The organism is Paenibacillus sp. CAA11 (genome assembly GCF_003060825.1).
In the GTDB taxonomy this organism is placed as follows: Bacteria; Bacillota; Bacilli; order Paenibacillales; family Paenibacillaceae; genus Fontibacillus.
Map to the genome: position 1 here is coordinate 1,991,042 of NZ_CP028922.1, position 15,869 is coordinate 2,006,910.

Below are 15,869 nucleotides of genomic sequence, written 5' to 3' on the forward strand. Positions count from 1 at the left end.
TATCCGAGGAGGCGAGTGTCGTATGGCTAAGAAGATAGTCGGCGTGTTTGAGACCGAGAAGGAAGCATCTGCGGCAATTGGCGCGCTTGAGCAGCAAGGCTTTCTCGCAGAAGAAATCTCAATTGTAGCAAGAGACCGCAGAGATCGGGAGGCCATTGAGAATGAGACCGGTACCAAGGCGCCGGAAGGCATAGCTGCAGGAGCGGCAACCGGCGGAGTGCTCGGCGGAGTGGCCGGGCTGCTTGCAGGTCTAGGCTTGCTAGCCATTCCAGGCATCGGTCCCATTCTTGCGGCAGGCCCTATTGCTGCCACATTGACTGGTGCGGCTGTTGGAGCTGGTGCGGGAGGCCTTGTCGGCGGTCTCATTGGACTGGGTATTCCTGAGGAAGAGGCCAAGGAATACGAATCCTATGTTAATGAGGGGAAAATTCTCGTTCTGGTCGATGAGGACCAGCGGAATCACCAGGTTTATGATGCTTTTCGCGACAATGCCTCCCTTAATTCCCGCAGATACGATGATCTGGATGCCAGGGACGTAAGGGCCAATGCGGAGCTTGGAACAAATGACTTTGATGGCAGGCCTTAACCCTTAGAAGATTTATATAGTCATGCTGCAGACCGGATCTTATGAGAAGACGATAGGATCCGGCCTGTTTGTGCTTTTTTCTATTATAATTATCAATTTATAGCGCAGCGATGAATAGGCTTTAACGAATAGGAGGAGAAGCATGGTGAACAGGCTGATGAAGAGAACATGTAAGACAGTGGTATGTCTAGCTCTGGCGAGTAGCATGACGGGGGTTGCCGGGCAGGGGCAGGCGCAGGCAGCGCCAGCATTGGCATCGATTTCTAATCCTATATTAGAAATTAAGATACCTGATCAAGCGCCAAAATGGAGTGTGGACATAGACCGGAAGGATATAACCCGTCTGGGTGAAGGGGGAGCCGTATCGGGACAAGGGATGGTGTTTGCCGTCAAGAAGGGGCGGCTTATTGCGCTGGATGCTGTCTCAGGAACAATAAAGTGGCGTTCTGGCAGCAGCTTGACTCCGAATATCGTATTTCAAAATGGCCGGTTATACGGGATTGATCAGGACGGCAGAGTTTCTGCATTTAACGTAAATGGGAAGAAATTGTGGACATCCACCAAAAAAGTAGTTGCCGCAGACAAAATAATCGCTGTCAAGGGGAAAGTATACATACTGCGCGGCATTGATCTTTATGCCCTGAATGGTTCTAACGGAAAGCTGGAATGGGAACATCATGATACTGAGGCCGAAGTAGGTCTCGGTGACCTGATGGTAAGCGATGGGGTTGTTCTTCGTACCTATGTTGTTCAAGGCGCACTTAGCGCGGTGCAGCTTAATGCCTTCGATGCAGCTACCGGGAAGAAGCTCTGGGGGAAATTCCGTTATAATTATCCTTTAGCAGTTAAAGATGGGGCTGTCTATTCTGTGTACGAGCAGGACCCTATTGCAGCTTTCGCAGAGAAGACTCCACAGCTCGCGATCAAGGTGTTCAACCTTCGTACCGGGATGGATATAGGTGAGCGATCCTATTCGTGGCTTACAGGTTCTGTGAAGGATTTGAGGGCTAATTCGAAGGCCATACTTCAGGGGAATGATCTATTTACGTTCGGCGGCGGAGTTATCGCGAAGTACGATTTCAGTCACTATGAGGGCCCGGACGGTAAGCCGGTGCAAAAATGGCTGGGAGCCGGTGAGAACGGCGATATGCCGGTATCTCAGGTGATTGCAAACCGGGTGTTTATCTGGAATTCCGGAAATCCCTTTGCTCTGAAAGCAGTTAAGCTGGCCAATGGACAGGGTATCGGCTACCGCTTTGACAATCCGGTATCTCAAGTAGATATCACCGAGAAGGCGGTATTTGCCGGCCAGACGGACGGAGTCTGGGTGGCTGCGAATCTTCAGACTACTTTGCCTGTGATGAAGGTTCGTACCGGTTCAAGAAACTATGGTCCCACCCTTACAGAGAAGGGGATGGCGATTATTCAGACGGAAGACAAACTTTTCGGCGTGAGTCTGCCAAGTGCCATCAAATAATACACTTGCTTGATACAGTTACCCGCGAGAGGCAAATCCAAGAGATTTGCCTTTTTCTATTTTTATTAGAATAAAGAAGTTCTGCATGATGTGATGGCTTGATTAACTATGGACTTATAGCTTATATTCTGGAGATATGGCTCTTTAGAAATGAGGAGGAACATGCAGCATGACCTATAAGCAGATCAAATGGCTGATTCTGATTGTCCCGACCTTGATCGTCGGTTTGTGGGAAGTACTCCGCCATCAATTGTTAATGCCGTATATCTCAATGGACTTAGGCAATTATATAACTCCATGTATTCTGTTTGTGGTGAGCATTACTCTGCTGAATGGGTGGTTTAAGCAGCTGGAGAGAATGCAGAGAGAACTGCAAGAGGCACGCCTGGCTAAGATTCAATTGGAAGCCCGGGACCAGCTTGCTAGAGAACTTCATGATGGAATTGCCCAATCTTTGTTCCTGCTTGCGGTGAAGATTGATAAAGCGGAGCGGCAAAGCGCTTCCGAGAGCGGTACCGACTGGAATGAGCTGCGTAAGACTGTGCATGAGGTGAATCGGTATGTGAGACAGGCGATTTCGGATCTGCGGGTCCAGCCCGAATCAATTCTAGAGGCTTCTACATCTATGCAAAGCCGGATTCAGAAGCTTGAACAGGAAATATCAGCCCCTCTTCAGGTGAATTGGAAGCTGCCGGACGCTATGCTGACAGCCAAGGAGCAGGTAGAGCTGCTGGCGATGATTAGAGAGGCTGTGATGAATGTTAGGAAGCATGCTGAAGCCACGAAGCTTGTTGTTAGCGGAGATTTTGGAGCGGCAGATCAGTGGATGGTCAAGATTGAAGATAACGGGAAAGGGATGCTGAAGCATGAGAATGAGGTGGAGGCGGGCAAATTCGGGCTGACCATCATGCGGGAGCGGGCAAGGGTTATGGGCTGGGAAGTCACGATTCAATCTGAGCCTGGTGATACGGTTGTTTGTATACTAGGAAAGGGGGGAAGACAACATGAGAACGCGCGTACTTGTCGTTGATGATCATGCGCATGCTAGAGAAGGAATTTGCGATATCCTGTCTGCGGATGAATCTTTTGAGGTGATTGGGACGGCTGCAGGAGGGAGAGAAGCGGTAGAGTTAACGGATAAACTGATGCCCGACCTGCTGCTCATGGATATCGGGATGCCCGATATGGATGGACTCGAGGCTACACGCATTATCAAGCTAAGATTTCCATATGTTAAAATCGTTCTTATTACCGTCTCCGATGACGTTGCCTATTTATTTGAAGCTCTGAAGGCAGGTGCGCAAGGGTTCCTGCTCAAAAATCTGTCTCCGTCCACCTGGGTTGAATATTTGCGCGCCATTATCAATGACGAGGCGCCATTACCGCGTGAACTGGCTCTGCAAATTCTGCAGGAATTTCCGGGGGCTCCAAAGGCTGAATATGAGGAAGAACATCCCCTCACCGTGAGAGAACGGGAAATTTTGCAGTGGGTCGCTTCAGGCTTAACGAATCGCGAGATCGCTATGCAGCTGGAAATCTCGGATCAGACGGTGAAGAATCATTTGAAAAATATTTTGCAAAAGCTGCAGCTGGAGAACCGGGTACAGTTGACTAGGTATGCGTTAAAAAGAGGCTGGGTGGAATAGAAGCAGTTGAAGCAGTTGTGTACTTAGAAGTTAGAACCTGAGCCTTGCAGGCTTGTTATGAAACTGGCGCTTTGGAAGGAGTTCGGCTTCTTGAACTCGAAGTTATAATCATTATATAGATTGAACTAAAGTTTTACATTGAATTTTCTGTTATATGGCCTAATACTGCCCTGTCCTATAACGTTCATATCTTTAGTTCATTCTATATAGGTCATTATAAAGGGGGAGTTTAGATACAATGTCAGTCATTCCTGTACTTAATGAGGGGTATGTGCGGCTCGTAGACCATATGGGTTCCGATCTAACTGTTGTAAATGCCGCTCGCGTATCTTATGCTAAGCAGTCCATGGAGCTGAGCGAAAGGGATGTGAAGCTGATTCGGTTTCTGGCGCGTGAGGGACATACCTCTCCGTTTCGCCATGCGATCGTACAGTTCGAGATCTATGCACCGTTAATGGTAGCCCGGCAGTGGTGGAAGTATGTAGTTGGTTCCGCTCACTATGAAGGAACAGGGGACAGTCTTGACGCTTGGAATGAGTCCAGCCGCAGATACATAACTGAAGAGCCTGTATTCTACGTGCCTCAAGCAGATCAGTGGCGGTCGAAGCCGGAAAATTCCAAACAGGGCAGCGGGGATGTGATTTCCTGGGAGCTTGGAGATAAGCACACCGAGGAACTGATGGAATACATAGAGCTGGGCTTGAGCAAATATGAAGCGGCACTGGCCGACGGTATCTGTGCTGAGCAAGCTCGTCTATTCCTGCCGGCATACGGAATGTATGTACGTTGGTATTGGACAGCTTCAGTTCAATCCGCAGCACATTTTTTGTCGCAAAGGCTGGAGCATGATGCCCAGAAGGAAATTCAGGAATATGCAAAGGCGATCCTTGAGCATATCAAACCGCTTTATCCGGTATCGCTGGAACAATTGGTTCAAACGGAAGCGATAGTGAAATAACATGGAACAACCCGAGCTCGCTGAGACCAGCGGCTCTTTTTTTTGGCATGAAATCAACCAAACCTGGGAACAGACCGAGGAACACAATAAACACGCACTTTATTTAATGCTTTAAACTAGTACATTAACAAATATATCGACTACCAAAATCATGGTCATTAATTCTATTAATTCAACATATGAAAAATTCATAATAAGAAACCAAATTTGTATCTAGCTCCTTCTATTCGACTAGTAACCATCTACGCACTTATATACATATCAACCTAGAAAAAGGGCGAATTGACCCTGTTTCGAAATTTTCATATAATTTGGTAGTGGTAATTATTTCATGAAAGGGAGGATGCATCTTGGCATTTATGATCGCACAACGCGCTTTTCTGAAATTATATTTAATTAAAATGGTTGAAGAGCGGGGAGGATACGGCTACCAAATGCTTGAAGAGCTAAAAGCAGAGTTTAGACCTCATGGATATGTGCCTCCGCAAAGTGAAATATACCGAGCCCTGCATGAGCTGGTTCAAGAAGGCGTACTGTATCGCACCAAGAAGCTTAAGGGCGGTGATCCGAGTGTTGATTTTCAAGAAATTGTACTCTACCATTTTACAGATGAAGGACGGGATAAGGCAGAACTTTACCGCAAACAAGTGAAGACCGACTTGGACCGCTGCTTGGGCATTCTCCATAAAGCTGAGCAGGATAATTATGCGTGAACTATAGGTGTTAGGAGAGACCAATGATGAATGAACCGGACAAAGCGTCCAGTAGAGGGCGAGGTTTGTGGAATATCGCCAGCAAGAATATACAGATTGCGCTGTTCATTTTTATTCTGAAATGGATCGTGCTGGGGGGAATTGTAGGTATACTGGCCGGGAGTGCTTCTGCATTATTTCTGACCGGTCTGGAATGGGCGACAGGCAGCAGGCAAAGCCATGCTTGGCTGTTATATCTTCTTCCGCTAGGCGGCGCGCTGACGAGTTATATTTATACTCGCTATGGGAAAAATTCTGGTAAGGGAAATAATCTGCTGCTTGAGACGATACAAGGCGGCCAGGAGAGAATTCCGCTGAGAATGGGGCCATTGGTGCTGGGAGGAACCATTCTTACCCACTGGTTCGGCGGTTCCGCCGGACGCGAGGGAACGGCTGTACAGATGGGAGGCAGCCTGGCTGCCGGGGTTGGAAGGCTGCTCAAGCTGGATCAAGTGGATACACGTATTATTCTGATGTGCGGCATCAGCAGCGGCTTCGGCTCTGTGTTTGGGACACCGCTGGCCGGAACGGTGTTCGCACTCGAGGTGCTTGTGATCGGCATGCTTCGCTATGAAGCGCTGTTGCCGTGCTTTATCGCCAGCTTCGTTGGAGATCGTGTGACAGCGGCCTGGGGAGTCCACCATGTTCATTTTGAGATGGGCGCTGTGCCTGAGCTTAATGTCTGGATCCTGCTAAAAGTCGCTGCTGCCTCCATAGCATTTGGGCTGGCTGCGCTCTTATTCAGCGAAGGAACACGGCTCGCTAAGAAAATGTATACGTCATGGTTCAAGTACCCTGCGACTCGCAGCTTTGCCGGAGGGTTTATCATCATTTTGCTGGTGTTTCTTTTTCAAACGAGAGACTACCTCGGACTTGGTATTCCACTGATTCAGGAGGCTTTTGCCGGAGATGCAGCCCCGTTAGACTTCCTTTGGAAGCTGTTGTTTACAGTGCTTACCCTGGGAGCCGGGTTCTTGGGAGGAGAAGTTACACCTTTGTTTGTCATCGGCTCGACACTTGGAGCTAGCTTAGCAGGCATTATGCATGAGCCGGCAGCCTTTGTAGCTGCCCTTGGTTTTGTTGCTGTATTTGCCGGTGCCGCCAATACGCCGCTAGCTTGCTTTATTATGGGCCTTGAACTGTTCGGATTTGATGGCGCAGTCTATCTGTTCATCGCTTGTATCATCGGGTATTTGTTCTCAGGGCATACAGGAATCTATACCTCCCAGCGAATTGGAGCTTCCAAATCCAAACTTTGGCTGCTGAGAGAAGGCGAGACCTTGGCCGCACAAAGGCAATTTAAATGAATAAAATTAAAAATTGCGCTTGACAAGTTTCTAACTTAAATTTACTATATTAAATATAGTGATAGTGATTTATTAAGCTTATATACTTAGGAGGTACACTATGTCTCACGTTTTATTTGTTAAAGGTAATAACCGTCCTGCGGATCAATCCGTTACTGTTAAGCTGTATGAAAGCTTCTTGAAAGCCTACAAAGAAAATCATCCGGAAGATCTCGTAACTGAGCTGAACCTGTTCGAAGCAGACCTTCCTTACTACGATAACGACATGTTGAACGGCTTGTTCAAGCTTGGTAAAGGCATCGAGACCACTCCAGCTGAGCAGAAGGCAGCGGATCTGGCTAATACTTATCTTGATCAATTCCTTGGCGCAGACAAAGTGGTATTTGCTTTCCCACTGTGGAACTTCACCATTCCAGCTCAATTGCTGACTTACCTGTTCTACTTGAACCAAGCCGGCAAGACTTTCAAATACACTGAGAACGGTCCTGTTGGTCTTGTAGGCGACAAGAAAGTTGCGCTGCTGCAAGCTCGTGGCGGTGTATACTCTGAAGGCCCAATGGCTGCTGCAGAAATGTCCTTGAACTATGTGAAGAACACCTTGGCATTCTGGGGCATTAACAACCCAGAGGTTGTAGTGGTTGAAGGCCATAACCAATTCCCGGATCGCGCTGAAGCCATCGTTCAAGAAGGATTGACTAAGGCAGCGGAATTGGCTGCGAAATTCTAATTTCAATAAATCCCGAAGAGCTCTCCACTCTGAGAGCTCTTTTTTGGGTTTTAAATCAAGTTGCGTTAAAGTGGTGAATACATTTATACTCACTCTTATGATAGAAGGAGAGGCTGCCATGAACTTAGACTGGGAAATGATTATCAAAATGTGCGGCGCATTATTATGCGGGTTGCTGATCGGAATTGACCGCCAGCTGAAGCAGAAGCCTCTCGGCGTTAAGACGAGTATGGTGATTTGTATTGCCAGCTGTTTGGTGACAATTGTATCCATCGAGGCCTTCAACAAATTTGCCGGGCCGGAGCATCCGAATATGGACCCTATGCGCCTTGCGGCTCAAATCGTCAGCGGGATCGGTTTTCTGGGGGCGGGCGTCATTCTTAGAAGAAACAATGATGCCATCTCGGGGCTGACCTCGGCCGCAATGATCTGGGCGGCGTCGGGGCTTGGGATTGCCATCGGTGCAGGCTTCTATATTGAAGCTGCTGTCGCTGTAGTCCTGCTGATCCTGGCTGTTAACTTTGTGCCTTTCATTATTAAGCTGCTCGGACCGGTTAGGCTGAATAAGCGGGATATTCTGATTAAGATTGTGCTGGATCACGATGGAGACATGACTGAGGTCATCCGCAAGATTGAGCACACCCATTTTATCAGTGAACAAGATGTGCAGCGGGAGCACCGAATCCGCCGTCTGCGGATTAAGGATCTGGAGAATGGCCGCCAGCAGGTGAGCATGGTGCTCACGATTCCGGAGAGAGAGTATACGACCAAGGTGTACTATTTCATCCGCAAGCTGGAGCATGTGCATAGCGTGGAGGTTGAGCAGCTGTAGCATGGAGCTGCACTGCTTGAGCGAGAGCTGGTGTAGTTAGTAAGGCATGACTTGGTAGCAACAAATTTGCAGTATGCGGAGGATTTGAGATGATCTCAAATCCTCCGTTTTTTTTGACTTGTGTATAGGACTTCGAGCGGGTTCGTCTGCTTAATAAGCCCTGGTTCTAATTTTCTAACTTCGTGTATTCCATGGTTTGGGCTATGATGGACAAGGTACATATATTTCCTTAGGAAGAGTGTATACGTAAGTACATAGAAACTATCGTTATGAAAAACCAGAAAACAAGGGAGATGACATTATATGAAAGACCAGAAGAATTATCATATCAAGAGACTTCCCGGGATAGAAAAGTGCAGAAATATTTTTAAAGCAGCTGCGATGCTAGACGCAATTCTGATGCCGGACTGGGAGTATAGATACTATTCCTTCAATTCCAAATGGGATACTAACGAACAGATGGGATCAATGAGAGATGGGGAAGGTGATCACTACTTTGCATTATTCAGTCACAACGGTTTGATGATTAAAGGATGTGATAAAGAATTTGAGGTCAATCATGAAAATAACATAGAAGAAATAATTAGCGGGGTTCCTGACACGTTTCGTGGTTTCTTAAGTGAACCGGCATTTGTGCTTGATGAGGCAACATTCTTGATATGGAATCAATATGAGAATGAACATTGGCTTGGGAGTAAGGATTACAAAGAGGAGCACTTAGAATTATTGCAAATTTTAATAGGCGGGGCTGAATATTATCATTCTTGGGCCTCAGAGTATTATGAAGTGGATATAGATTTAGCTCTGGTTAAAAGGGTGTTTGCATTGGAACCAATAGACAATAGTTTGCTAAAGCTGCTTAACAACGAACTGGAGATAGCAGATATTGAAGATGATCTGGAAGAGATCGGCTACCCATATATAAAACGTGCTTGAAGATCGAGTGCTCGGGATTAATGAAGTATTTACGACTTGGTCTTTAACAAGTATCCATGGAACTACAGTGAGCTCATAATGGTATTTGGTTATGTCTTGCTTATACGGAACATTGTCAGATAGACTTTCAATTGCTCTTTTATACTCTAGGAGTGGTTCTTCAAGATGTGGCTTAAAGCTGAGAATGTTGTATAAAGCGACAGTTTGCTGTTTAAACTCCCATTGCAATCTCTTGGAATTACAATCCACGCACTCACGTAGAGTGCGACTGATCGCGGACACATCTCCGGTGTCAATTATTTTAATTTCAATCCACGCACTCATGTAGAGTGCGACGGAAAGCTGACTGGATGGCGAGTTTTAAATGTGATATTTCAATCCACGCACTCATGTAGAGTGCGACGCCACCAACAAATCCGAACGTGTAGTTCTTACCGATTTCAATCCACGCACTCATGTAGAGTGCGACCCATGGACTTCAAGCTCCGTGCTTACCATTATCAAATTTCAATCCACGCACTCATGTAGAGTGCGACTTACTCGAGGCCCTGTCTATGTTACGGGAATCATATTTCAATCCACGCACTCATGTAGAGTGCGACCGTACATGCGCTTATCTTCCAACTGTCCAAGATCCTATTTCAATCCACGCACTCATGTAGAGTGCGACAAGTACTGGAATTCCTCACATCCGTTATGCGTGGTATTTCAATCCACGCACTCATGTAGAGTGCGACTTTTTGGAGTATGCCTGGATCAAGTCCTCATTTGATTTCAATCCATGCACTCATGTAGAGTGCGACGTTCATGAGAAGCAGCTTCACCTAGGATGTTGACGATTTCAATCCACGCACTCATGTAGAGTGCGACCCAGGGCTTTAAGCGCAGTGTAATCCTCGGATAATTTCAATCCACGCACTCATGTAGAGTGCGACAGGATCTTCTGCCGTACATTGTGATATTCATCGATATTTCAATCCACGCACTCACGTAGAGTGCGACTTGCCACGGTCTCAGCCAGCTGGCGCCAGGAAAATTTCAATCCACGCACTCACGTAGAGTGCGACTGGGGCTCTGCTCAGTAATGGGCAGATGAACACTTGGTATTTCAATCCACGCACTCACGTAGAGTGCGACGTCAAACGCGCCCAACTCGAAGCACTTACCGCAATTTCAATCCACGCACTCATGTAGAGTGCGACGAAAAGCGTCCAACGTGTTCCTGTGGCGTGAAAATATTTCAATCCACGCACTCATGTAGAGTGCGACGTGAACTGGTTGGACAATATGAAAGTCGATGGTATATTTCAATCCACGCACTCATGTAGAGTGCGACAGTACAAAAACGATGTTATTAACATCGCAGCAGAATTTCAATCCACGCACTCATGTAGAGTGCGACAACAAGGTTGTTCCGATCCGCCCCGATCAGGAAGATTTCAATCCACGCACTCATGTAGAGTGCGACCAGATCAGTGCGACATCTTCATATGTGACAGAGATTATTTCAATCCACGCACTCATGTAGAGTGCGACATGAGAGTAAGGGTAGAAGCTGGGAGCAACTAGAGATTTCAATCCACGCACTCATGTAGAGTGCGACAATGGTTAATGTCGTGCTGTCCTAATCATGCTATTTCAATCCACGCACTCATGTAGAGTGCGACGCAAAAGTCTCCGCCTTCTTGACGCTCGGTAGCCGATTTCAATCCACGCACTCATGTAGAGTGCGACAAAAGTTAGGGGTAGCTGAGTTGATCTTGAAGGAGGATTTCAATCCACGCACTCATGTAGAGTGCGACAATGGCAATACGTATAAATTTTATGTAATTGCGGTATTTCAATCCACGCACTCATGTAGAGTGCGACTATAATTAATCACAATACCAAACCACCTTCAAATATTTCAATCCACGCACTCATGTAGAGTGCGACTTTATGGGAGTAAATCTCCGTACTCAAAAAATGCAATTTCAATCCACGCACTCATGTAGAGTGCGACAAACAACACTTTACGAATCATAAAATCATGTTGTAATTTCAATCCACGCACTCATGTAGAGTGCGACGGAGTCCTGGTTTAAAAAGTAGATTTGGAATCGATCAATTTCAATCCACGCACTCATGTAGAGTGCGACTAAAGCATCAGGCGTAGCAGCATCACCCTGATCAGAATTTCAATCCACGCACTCATGTAGAGTGCGACAGCGAAAATCACTCTTTTTCGTCCCATATTTACAGGAATTAAAGTTATTTTCTTCATTTATCATAAATGATTAGCTTCCAAGAAGCTATAATTTGCATTAAACTCCTCATTCTTCATTTATTTCGACAAAATTTGAGGTGCGAATCCCCTAGGGATTTTATGTTAGCTTCCCATTCGCACCAGCGGGCAAAGGATAGGCTTTCTACGTTGCTAAGACATGATGTACATAAGCGGAATATAAGCAATCGAGTCCAGGATGGGCTCTCTTTTAGTATCTTCTATTGTCTCATCCGGCGTTACAAGGGCTGCTAGGCTAAAATGCACCTCGTTCATCTGTTGTATTAGAAAGAGAACTTTTTTATATGTTTGTTAAGTAACTTGAAGGATAGTTTTGGAAAATGTCGAATGTGTAAATAATTGACGGTTTTTGTTACTCCTAAAGTCTTAATGTGAATGAAAACATGATGATTGGAGGAAAGAAAAAGATGAGGCAAGTTGACGACAGAGCGCAGCCGAATGTAATGAAACAAATTTTTGAAGGCCGTTGAGTGGGATATCACTAAACCATTGATCAGCGATCAAAATAACGATTATTTATTTCTCTCTCAAAAAGTGCTCAGAGCTTCAGTCTGGTTTAAGCGATACGCGGAGGCGATCCTGCAGGTTCAGCAGGGAATCGAAATCGAAGAGACCTCCATGGATAGCGAGATTGTGGAGGACAAGCGATGAACGTTTATCTTGAGCTTAGTAAAGGATACTGGGGAATCGGAGAATCGGGCCTGAGCCTTGAAGCGGTCGTGAAGGAAAGCGATAAGAAAAGTAAGTTCTACAGGGATCTCGTTAAAGGGTACTGGGAAACATGGGAAAGTGAGGAACAGTGCAGCTTTTATAGCAAATGCTATGAGCGTTACTATGATATCGAGAACCAACCTATCCTTTCCATAGAAGTTCAAGCGGATTCACCGCTAGCTATTGGACATGGCGGAGTTAGTGTACTCGAAACAGGCTTGTTGCTTCACCCCATCTACGGGGTTCCCTTTTTGCCAGCATCGGCGCTTAAAGGAGTCGCGTCCCGATATGCGCATAAAAGTTTGGGTCAGACTTATCCATCGCTATTGCGGACGGGTCATGATTACCAGGTGATTTTTGGGACTCAAGCGTCTGCGGGTTACGTACATTTTCATGATGCTTTAATTACCCCGGAATCCGTGAAGTCTGCATTAAAACAAGATGTCCTGACTCCTCACCATAAGGATTATAACGGAATTATACTAACTGAGGAAGCAGATAGCGGGAGATCGAAAGCCTATCCAGCTCCACGTGATGATGATTCACCTGAACCTTTCCCTTTCTTGACGGTATCCGGGCGCTTTATGATCATACTTTCCTTTGATGGAGAACAACAAGAAGGAGCTAAATGGTTACAGCTTACTCAAAATATTCTTCTAAAGGCGTTGGAGCAGGAGGGGCTGGGCGCTAAGACGAATGCTGGATATGGCAGGTTGACTGCAGTGAGAAAAGGTCAATGAATTAAGAAGAGATTGAGAGGAACATATCGAAAATAAATAGGGTGTGTACACCTGATGTATGGAGGGAAACATATGGGAGAAAAGGGATGTATTAAATGCGGCAGTCATGACGCAAAGACGAAGGAAGTAGCTATGACCGGAACAGGACTTTCCAAAATGTTTGATATCCAGCATAATCAATTTATTGTCGTCTACTGCACGAATTGCGGCTATTCCGAGTTTTATAATAAGAAGTCGTCAGCGGGCTCAAATATTCTTGATTTGTTCTTCGGTTGAGGAAGTTCCACGGACAGAAGTTTAGTTTAATTATGATACGAAGGTAGCCAAGGTCTTGAAGTGCCCGGCTGCCTTTGTTGCGTTTAACCGCTAAAAATTTTAATAATAATCCTTGACTTAAAGTTAACTCTATGCCCTAATATCAGTGGATGGGACAGAAAAAAATCATACTGGGAACTGGAGATAAAAAAATGAGAGAAAACCATAAAAGGAATGTTGTTGGCTTGGCTTTGCTGCTGGGTTTATTTTCAACGTTAGGCCCGTTCACCATTGATATGTATTTGCCGGCATTTCCTGAAATTGCGCAGCATTTCAATACGAACGCCTCACTGGTGCAGTTTAGCTTGACTGCTTGCCTGCTTGGATTAGGCATAGGTCAGCTTGTCATGGGCTCCCTGAGTGATGTTTACGGCCGAAGAAATCCATTGCTTATTTCGATGGCGATTTATATTGTATCCTCGTTAGCGTGCTCGTTTGCACCTAATATTGGCTTGTTGATCCTGTTCCGGTTCGCGCAGGGCTTTGCTGCTTCTGCCGGGATCGTCATCTCGCGCGCGATAGCCCGCGACCTTTACAGCGGTCATGAGCTGACTAAATTTTTCTCTTTGCTGCTGCTTGTAGGGAACCTGGGTCCGCTTGCTGCGCCGATTGCCGGCAGCGGTGTTCTTTCCTTCACGACATGGGTTGGCGTATTTATCGTACTTGCCGTGCTGGGAACTTATTTATTAGCGATGACCAAATGGCGTTTGCAGGAGACGCTCCCGGTTGAACGGCGGGAGCCGGCCAACTTCGGGCATCAGTTACGCAGCTATGGCTTTCTACTGCGTGACCGCAAGTTTGTCGGCTATATGCTGGCGCAGGGAATAATGATCGCCGGGGTTTTTGCTTATGTTTCGGGCACGCCTTTTATCTATCAGGATATTTACGGCGTCACGCCAGCCGTTTTTGCCTTGCTGTTTGGATCGAACGGCGTGAGTTTGATTATAGGCTCGCAGCTGGTGGGACGAATGGCGAATCGCATATCGGAACAGACTTTCCTATTGTTTGGCTTATGGGTTGCTTTAATTGCAAGTGTGGCCGTTTTAGTGGTAGCTTTAGTCCATGGGCCGCTGTTTGCTTTGGTTATCCCGCTCTTTTTCTTTGTGTGTTCGATTGGCATTACCTCTACTGCCGCATTTCCGCTTGCGATGGAGAGCCAGGCCAATATGGCGGGAAGCGCAGCTGCGCTGCTCGGCGTTATTCCATTCCTGCTGGGTGCGGTGGTCGCTCCTTTGGTGGGGATTGCGGGTGAAGACACCGCCGTTCCGCTGGGCCTGATTATTTTGGCAACGAGCACGGCTGCGATGCTCGCTTATTTCGGACTGGTTAGAAAAGCTCCAAGTGGAGTATCGGCACCAAGCCTGGACTGATCCAGATGTTAGCTCAGAATCTGTCCCTCATCGATAAGATCAGCCTTATTCAATCCGTTACGGAGATCCCTGTTCAGCAAAAAAAGGTACCTATCAAGCCATTAACTCAAGCCCCCGAATTCGGGGGCTTTGTTGTACATGAAATTAGCTCAATTTCCCTATATATAGCTTCCGGATGGATCCGATCATGGGTGACAAGGTTTTCCACGAGCTTTGGAAACGACCTCTTCGATTCTCATTGATGTATTGACAATGAATCATTTTAATTTTATACTTACTAACAAAAAGTAACTTTAGGAGTGTTTTATATGATCTCACCTTTATTTCTTGCTCATGGTTCACCCATGCTGGCTATTGAAAATACAATGTATACCCGCTTCCTTAGAAGCACTGGGGCCAGAATGGCTCCCCAAGCTATCGTCATTTTCACGGCTCACTGGGAAGCGGAGACGCTTACGGTCTCTTCCCATGACCATGTCTATGAGACAATCTATGATTTCTATGGCTTTCCGGACGAATTGTATGAGGTAAAATACCCTGCAAAGGGCAGTTCGAAGCTGGCTGAGGAAATTCGGGAAATGTTCCATAAAGCCGACATTCCAACTATAGCAGATTCCGAACGGGGGCTGGATCACGGTTCATGGACATTGCTGCATCATATGTTTCCTGAAGCCAATGTCCCCGTCGTTCAAATCTCGGTTCATCCCTACCTGGCTCCTGAACAGCAGTTCCAGATCGGACGTGCAGTACAAGAGCTTGCAGAGCGGGACATTCTGGTGATCGGCAGCGGTGTGACTGTACACAATCTGCGCGCCGTGAAGTGGGATGAGACGAAGCGGGATGCTTGGGCCGTAGAGTTTGATGATTGGTTGTTGGATCAGCTTAATAGACAAGATTTGAATGCGCTCTTGAACTATCGAACAGAAGCTCCTCATGCTGAACTCGCGGTACCGCGTCCGGAGCATTTCGTGCCCTTCTATATTGCACTTGGCAGCGGAAGCCTTGAGGGTGCGAAGCCGATCTATCGCAGCTATGAGCTGGGCAATTTGAGCTATTTATGCTTGGAATTTTAACTTTTACAGGTATTAAAATACAGAGAAAAAGCAGCCGGGTGAACTGCACCTCCAATTAATAGATCATGTCTAACAATTGGGGTTCGGTTCAAAGTCCGGCTGCTTTTTTACTTGCAGGAATGAATCTATTTCATAATATCGTTCGAATCATGAGA

Annotated in this window: 15 protein-coding genes and 1 CRISPR repeat array; all 15 genes read left to right on the plus strand. The window is 46.4% G+C overall.

Annotated elements, in window-relative coordinates:
* The first annotated feature begins 22 nt into the window (after window positions 1-22).
* The 15 genes from DCC85_RS09415 to DCC85_RS09485 all read left to right on the plus strand — a co-directional run bounded on the left by DCC85_RS09415 (window position 23) and on the right by DCC85_RS09485 (window position 15,714).
* Window positions 23-586 carry a general stress protein gene (locus DCC85_RS09415; protein ID WP_108465359.1) on the plus strand — a complete coding sequence of 188 codons (564 nt, stop codon included), beginning with the start codon at window positions 23-25 and terminating at the stop codon, window positions 584-586.
* Between the two features lie 142 nt (window positions 587-728).
* Window positions 729-2,063 (plus strand): outer membrane protein assembly factor BamB family protein, encoded by a 1,335-nt coding sequence (locus tag DCC85_RS09420; protein WP_108465360.1) that lies wholly within the window; start codon window positions 729-731, stop codon window positions 2,061-2,063.
* A gap of 169 nt (window positions 2,064-2,232) precedes the next feature.
* Window positions 2,233-3,093 carry a sensor histidine kinase gene (locus DCC85_RS09425; protein ID WP_108465361.1) on the plus strand — a complete coding sequence of 287 codons (861 nt, stop codon included), beginning with the start codon at window positions 2,233-2,235 and terminating at the stop codon, window positions 3,091-3,093.
* On the plus strand, window positions 3,068-3,709 hold the full coding sequence (locus DCC85_RS09430) for a response regulator (protein ID WP_108465362.1): 642 nt from the start codon (window positions 3,068-3,070) through the stop codon (window positions 3,707-3,709). Before DCC85_RS09425 ends, DCC85_RS09430 begins: the two co-directional genes overlap by 26 nt.
* A 238-nt stretch (window positions 3,710-3,947) precedes the next feature.
* Complete coding sequence (gene thyX / locus DCC85_RS09435; RefSeq protein ID WP_108465363.1) at window positions 3,948-4,667, plus strand: FAD-dependent thymidylate synthase; 720 nt, start codon at window positions 3,948-3,950, stop codon at window positions 4,665-4,667.
* Window positions 4,668-5,017: 350 nt separating this feature from the next.
* Window positions 5,018-5,380, plus strand: coding sequence for a replication termination protein (locus DCC85_RS09440; protein WP_108465364.1), 363 nt, complete (start codon window positions 5,018-5,020; stop codon window positions 5,378-5,380).
* A 23-nt stretch (window positions 5,381-5,403) separates the two neighbouring features.
* Window positions 5,404-6,726 (plus strand): voltage-gated chloride channel family protein, encoded by a 1,323-nt coding sequence (locus DCC85_RS09445; RefSeq protein WP_234414398.1) that lies wholly within the window; start codon window positions 5,404-5,406, stop codon window positions 6,724-6,726.
* Between the two features lie 100 nt (window positions 6,727-6,826).
* Window positions 6,827-7,453 carry an FMN-dependent NADH-azoreductase gene (locus DCC85_RS09450; RefSeq protein WP_108465366.1) on the plus strand — a complete coding sequence of 209 codons (627 nt, stop codon included), beginning with the start codon at window positions 6,827-6,829 and terminating at the stop codon, window positions 7,451-7,453.
* A 118-nt stretch (window positions 7,454-7,571) separates the two neighbouring features.
* Window positions 7,572-8,285, plus strand: coding sequence for an MgtC/SapB family protein (locus tag DCC85_RS09455; RefSeq protein ID WP_108465367.1), 714 nt, complete (start codon window positions 7,572-7,574; stop codon window positions 8,283-8,285).
* A 303-nt stretch (window positions 8,286-8,588) separates the two neighbouring features.
* Complete coding sequence (locus DCC85_RS09460; RefSeq protein WP_108465368.1) at window positions 8,589-9,221, plus strand: hypothetical protein; 633 nt, start codon at window positions 8,589-8,591, stop codon at window positions 9,219-9,221.
* 237 nt (window positions 9,222-9,458) lie between these two features.
* Window positions 9,459-11,427: a CRISPR direct-repeat array (repeat unit 32 nt; unit sequence ATTTCAATCCACGCACTCATGTAGAGTGCGAC).
* Between the two features lie 534 nt (window positions 11,428-11,961).
* Window positions 11,962-12,156: a type III-B CRISPR module-associated protein Cmr5 gene (locus DCC85_RS09465; protein WP_108465369.1), complete on the plus strand. Its 195-nt coding sequence runs from the start codon at window positions 11,962-11,964 to the stop codon at window positions 12,154-12,156.
* Window positions 12,153-12,956 carry a type III-B CRISPR module RAMP protein Cmr6 gene (cmr6, locus tag DCC85_RS09470; protein WP_108465370.1) on the plus strand — a complete coding sequence of 268 codons (804 nt, stop codon included), beginning with the start codon at window positions 12,153-12,155 and terminating at the stop codon, window positions 12,954-12,956. The genes DCC85_RS09465 and cmr6 overlap by 4 nt, the downstream gene beginning before the upstream one ends.
* Window positions 12,957-13,028: 72 nt before the next feature.
* The gene (locus tag DCC85_RS09475) at window positions 13,029-13,232 is read left to right on the plus strand and encodes a zinc ribbon domain-containing protein (protein ID WP_108465371.1); all 204 of its coding nucleotides are present in this window, start codon (window positions 13,029-13,031) and stop codon (window positions 13,230-13,232) included.
* 191 nt (window positions 13,233-13,423) lie between these two features.
* Window positions 13,424-14,641, plus strand: coding sequence for a multidrug effflux MFS transporter (locus DCC85_RS09480; RefSeq protein ID WP_108465372.1), 1,218 nt, complete (start codon window positions 13,424-13,426; stop codon window positions 14,639-14,641).
* Between the two features lie 308 nt (window positions 14,642-14,949).
* Window positions 14,950-15,714: a DODA-type extradiol aromatic ring-opening family dioxygenase gene (locus DCC85_RS09485; protein ID WP_108465373.1), complete on the plus strand. Its 765-nt coding sequence runs from the start codon at window positions 14,950-14,952 to the stop codon at window positions 15,712-15,714.
* The last annotated feature ends 155 nt before the right edge of the window (window positions 15,715-15,869 follow it).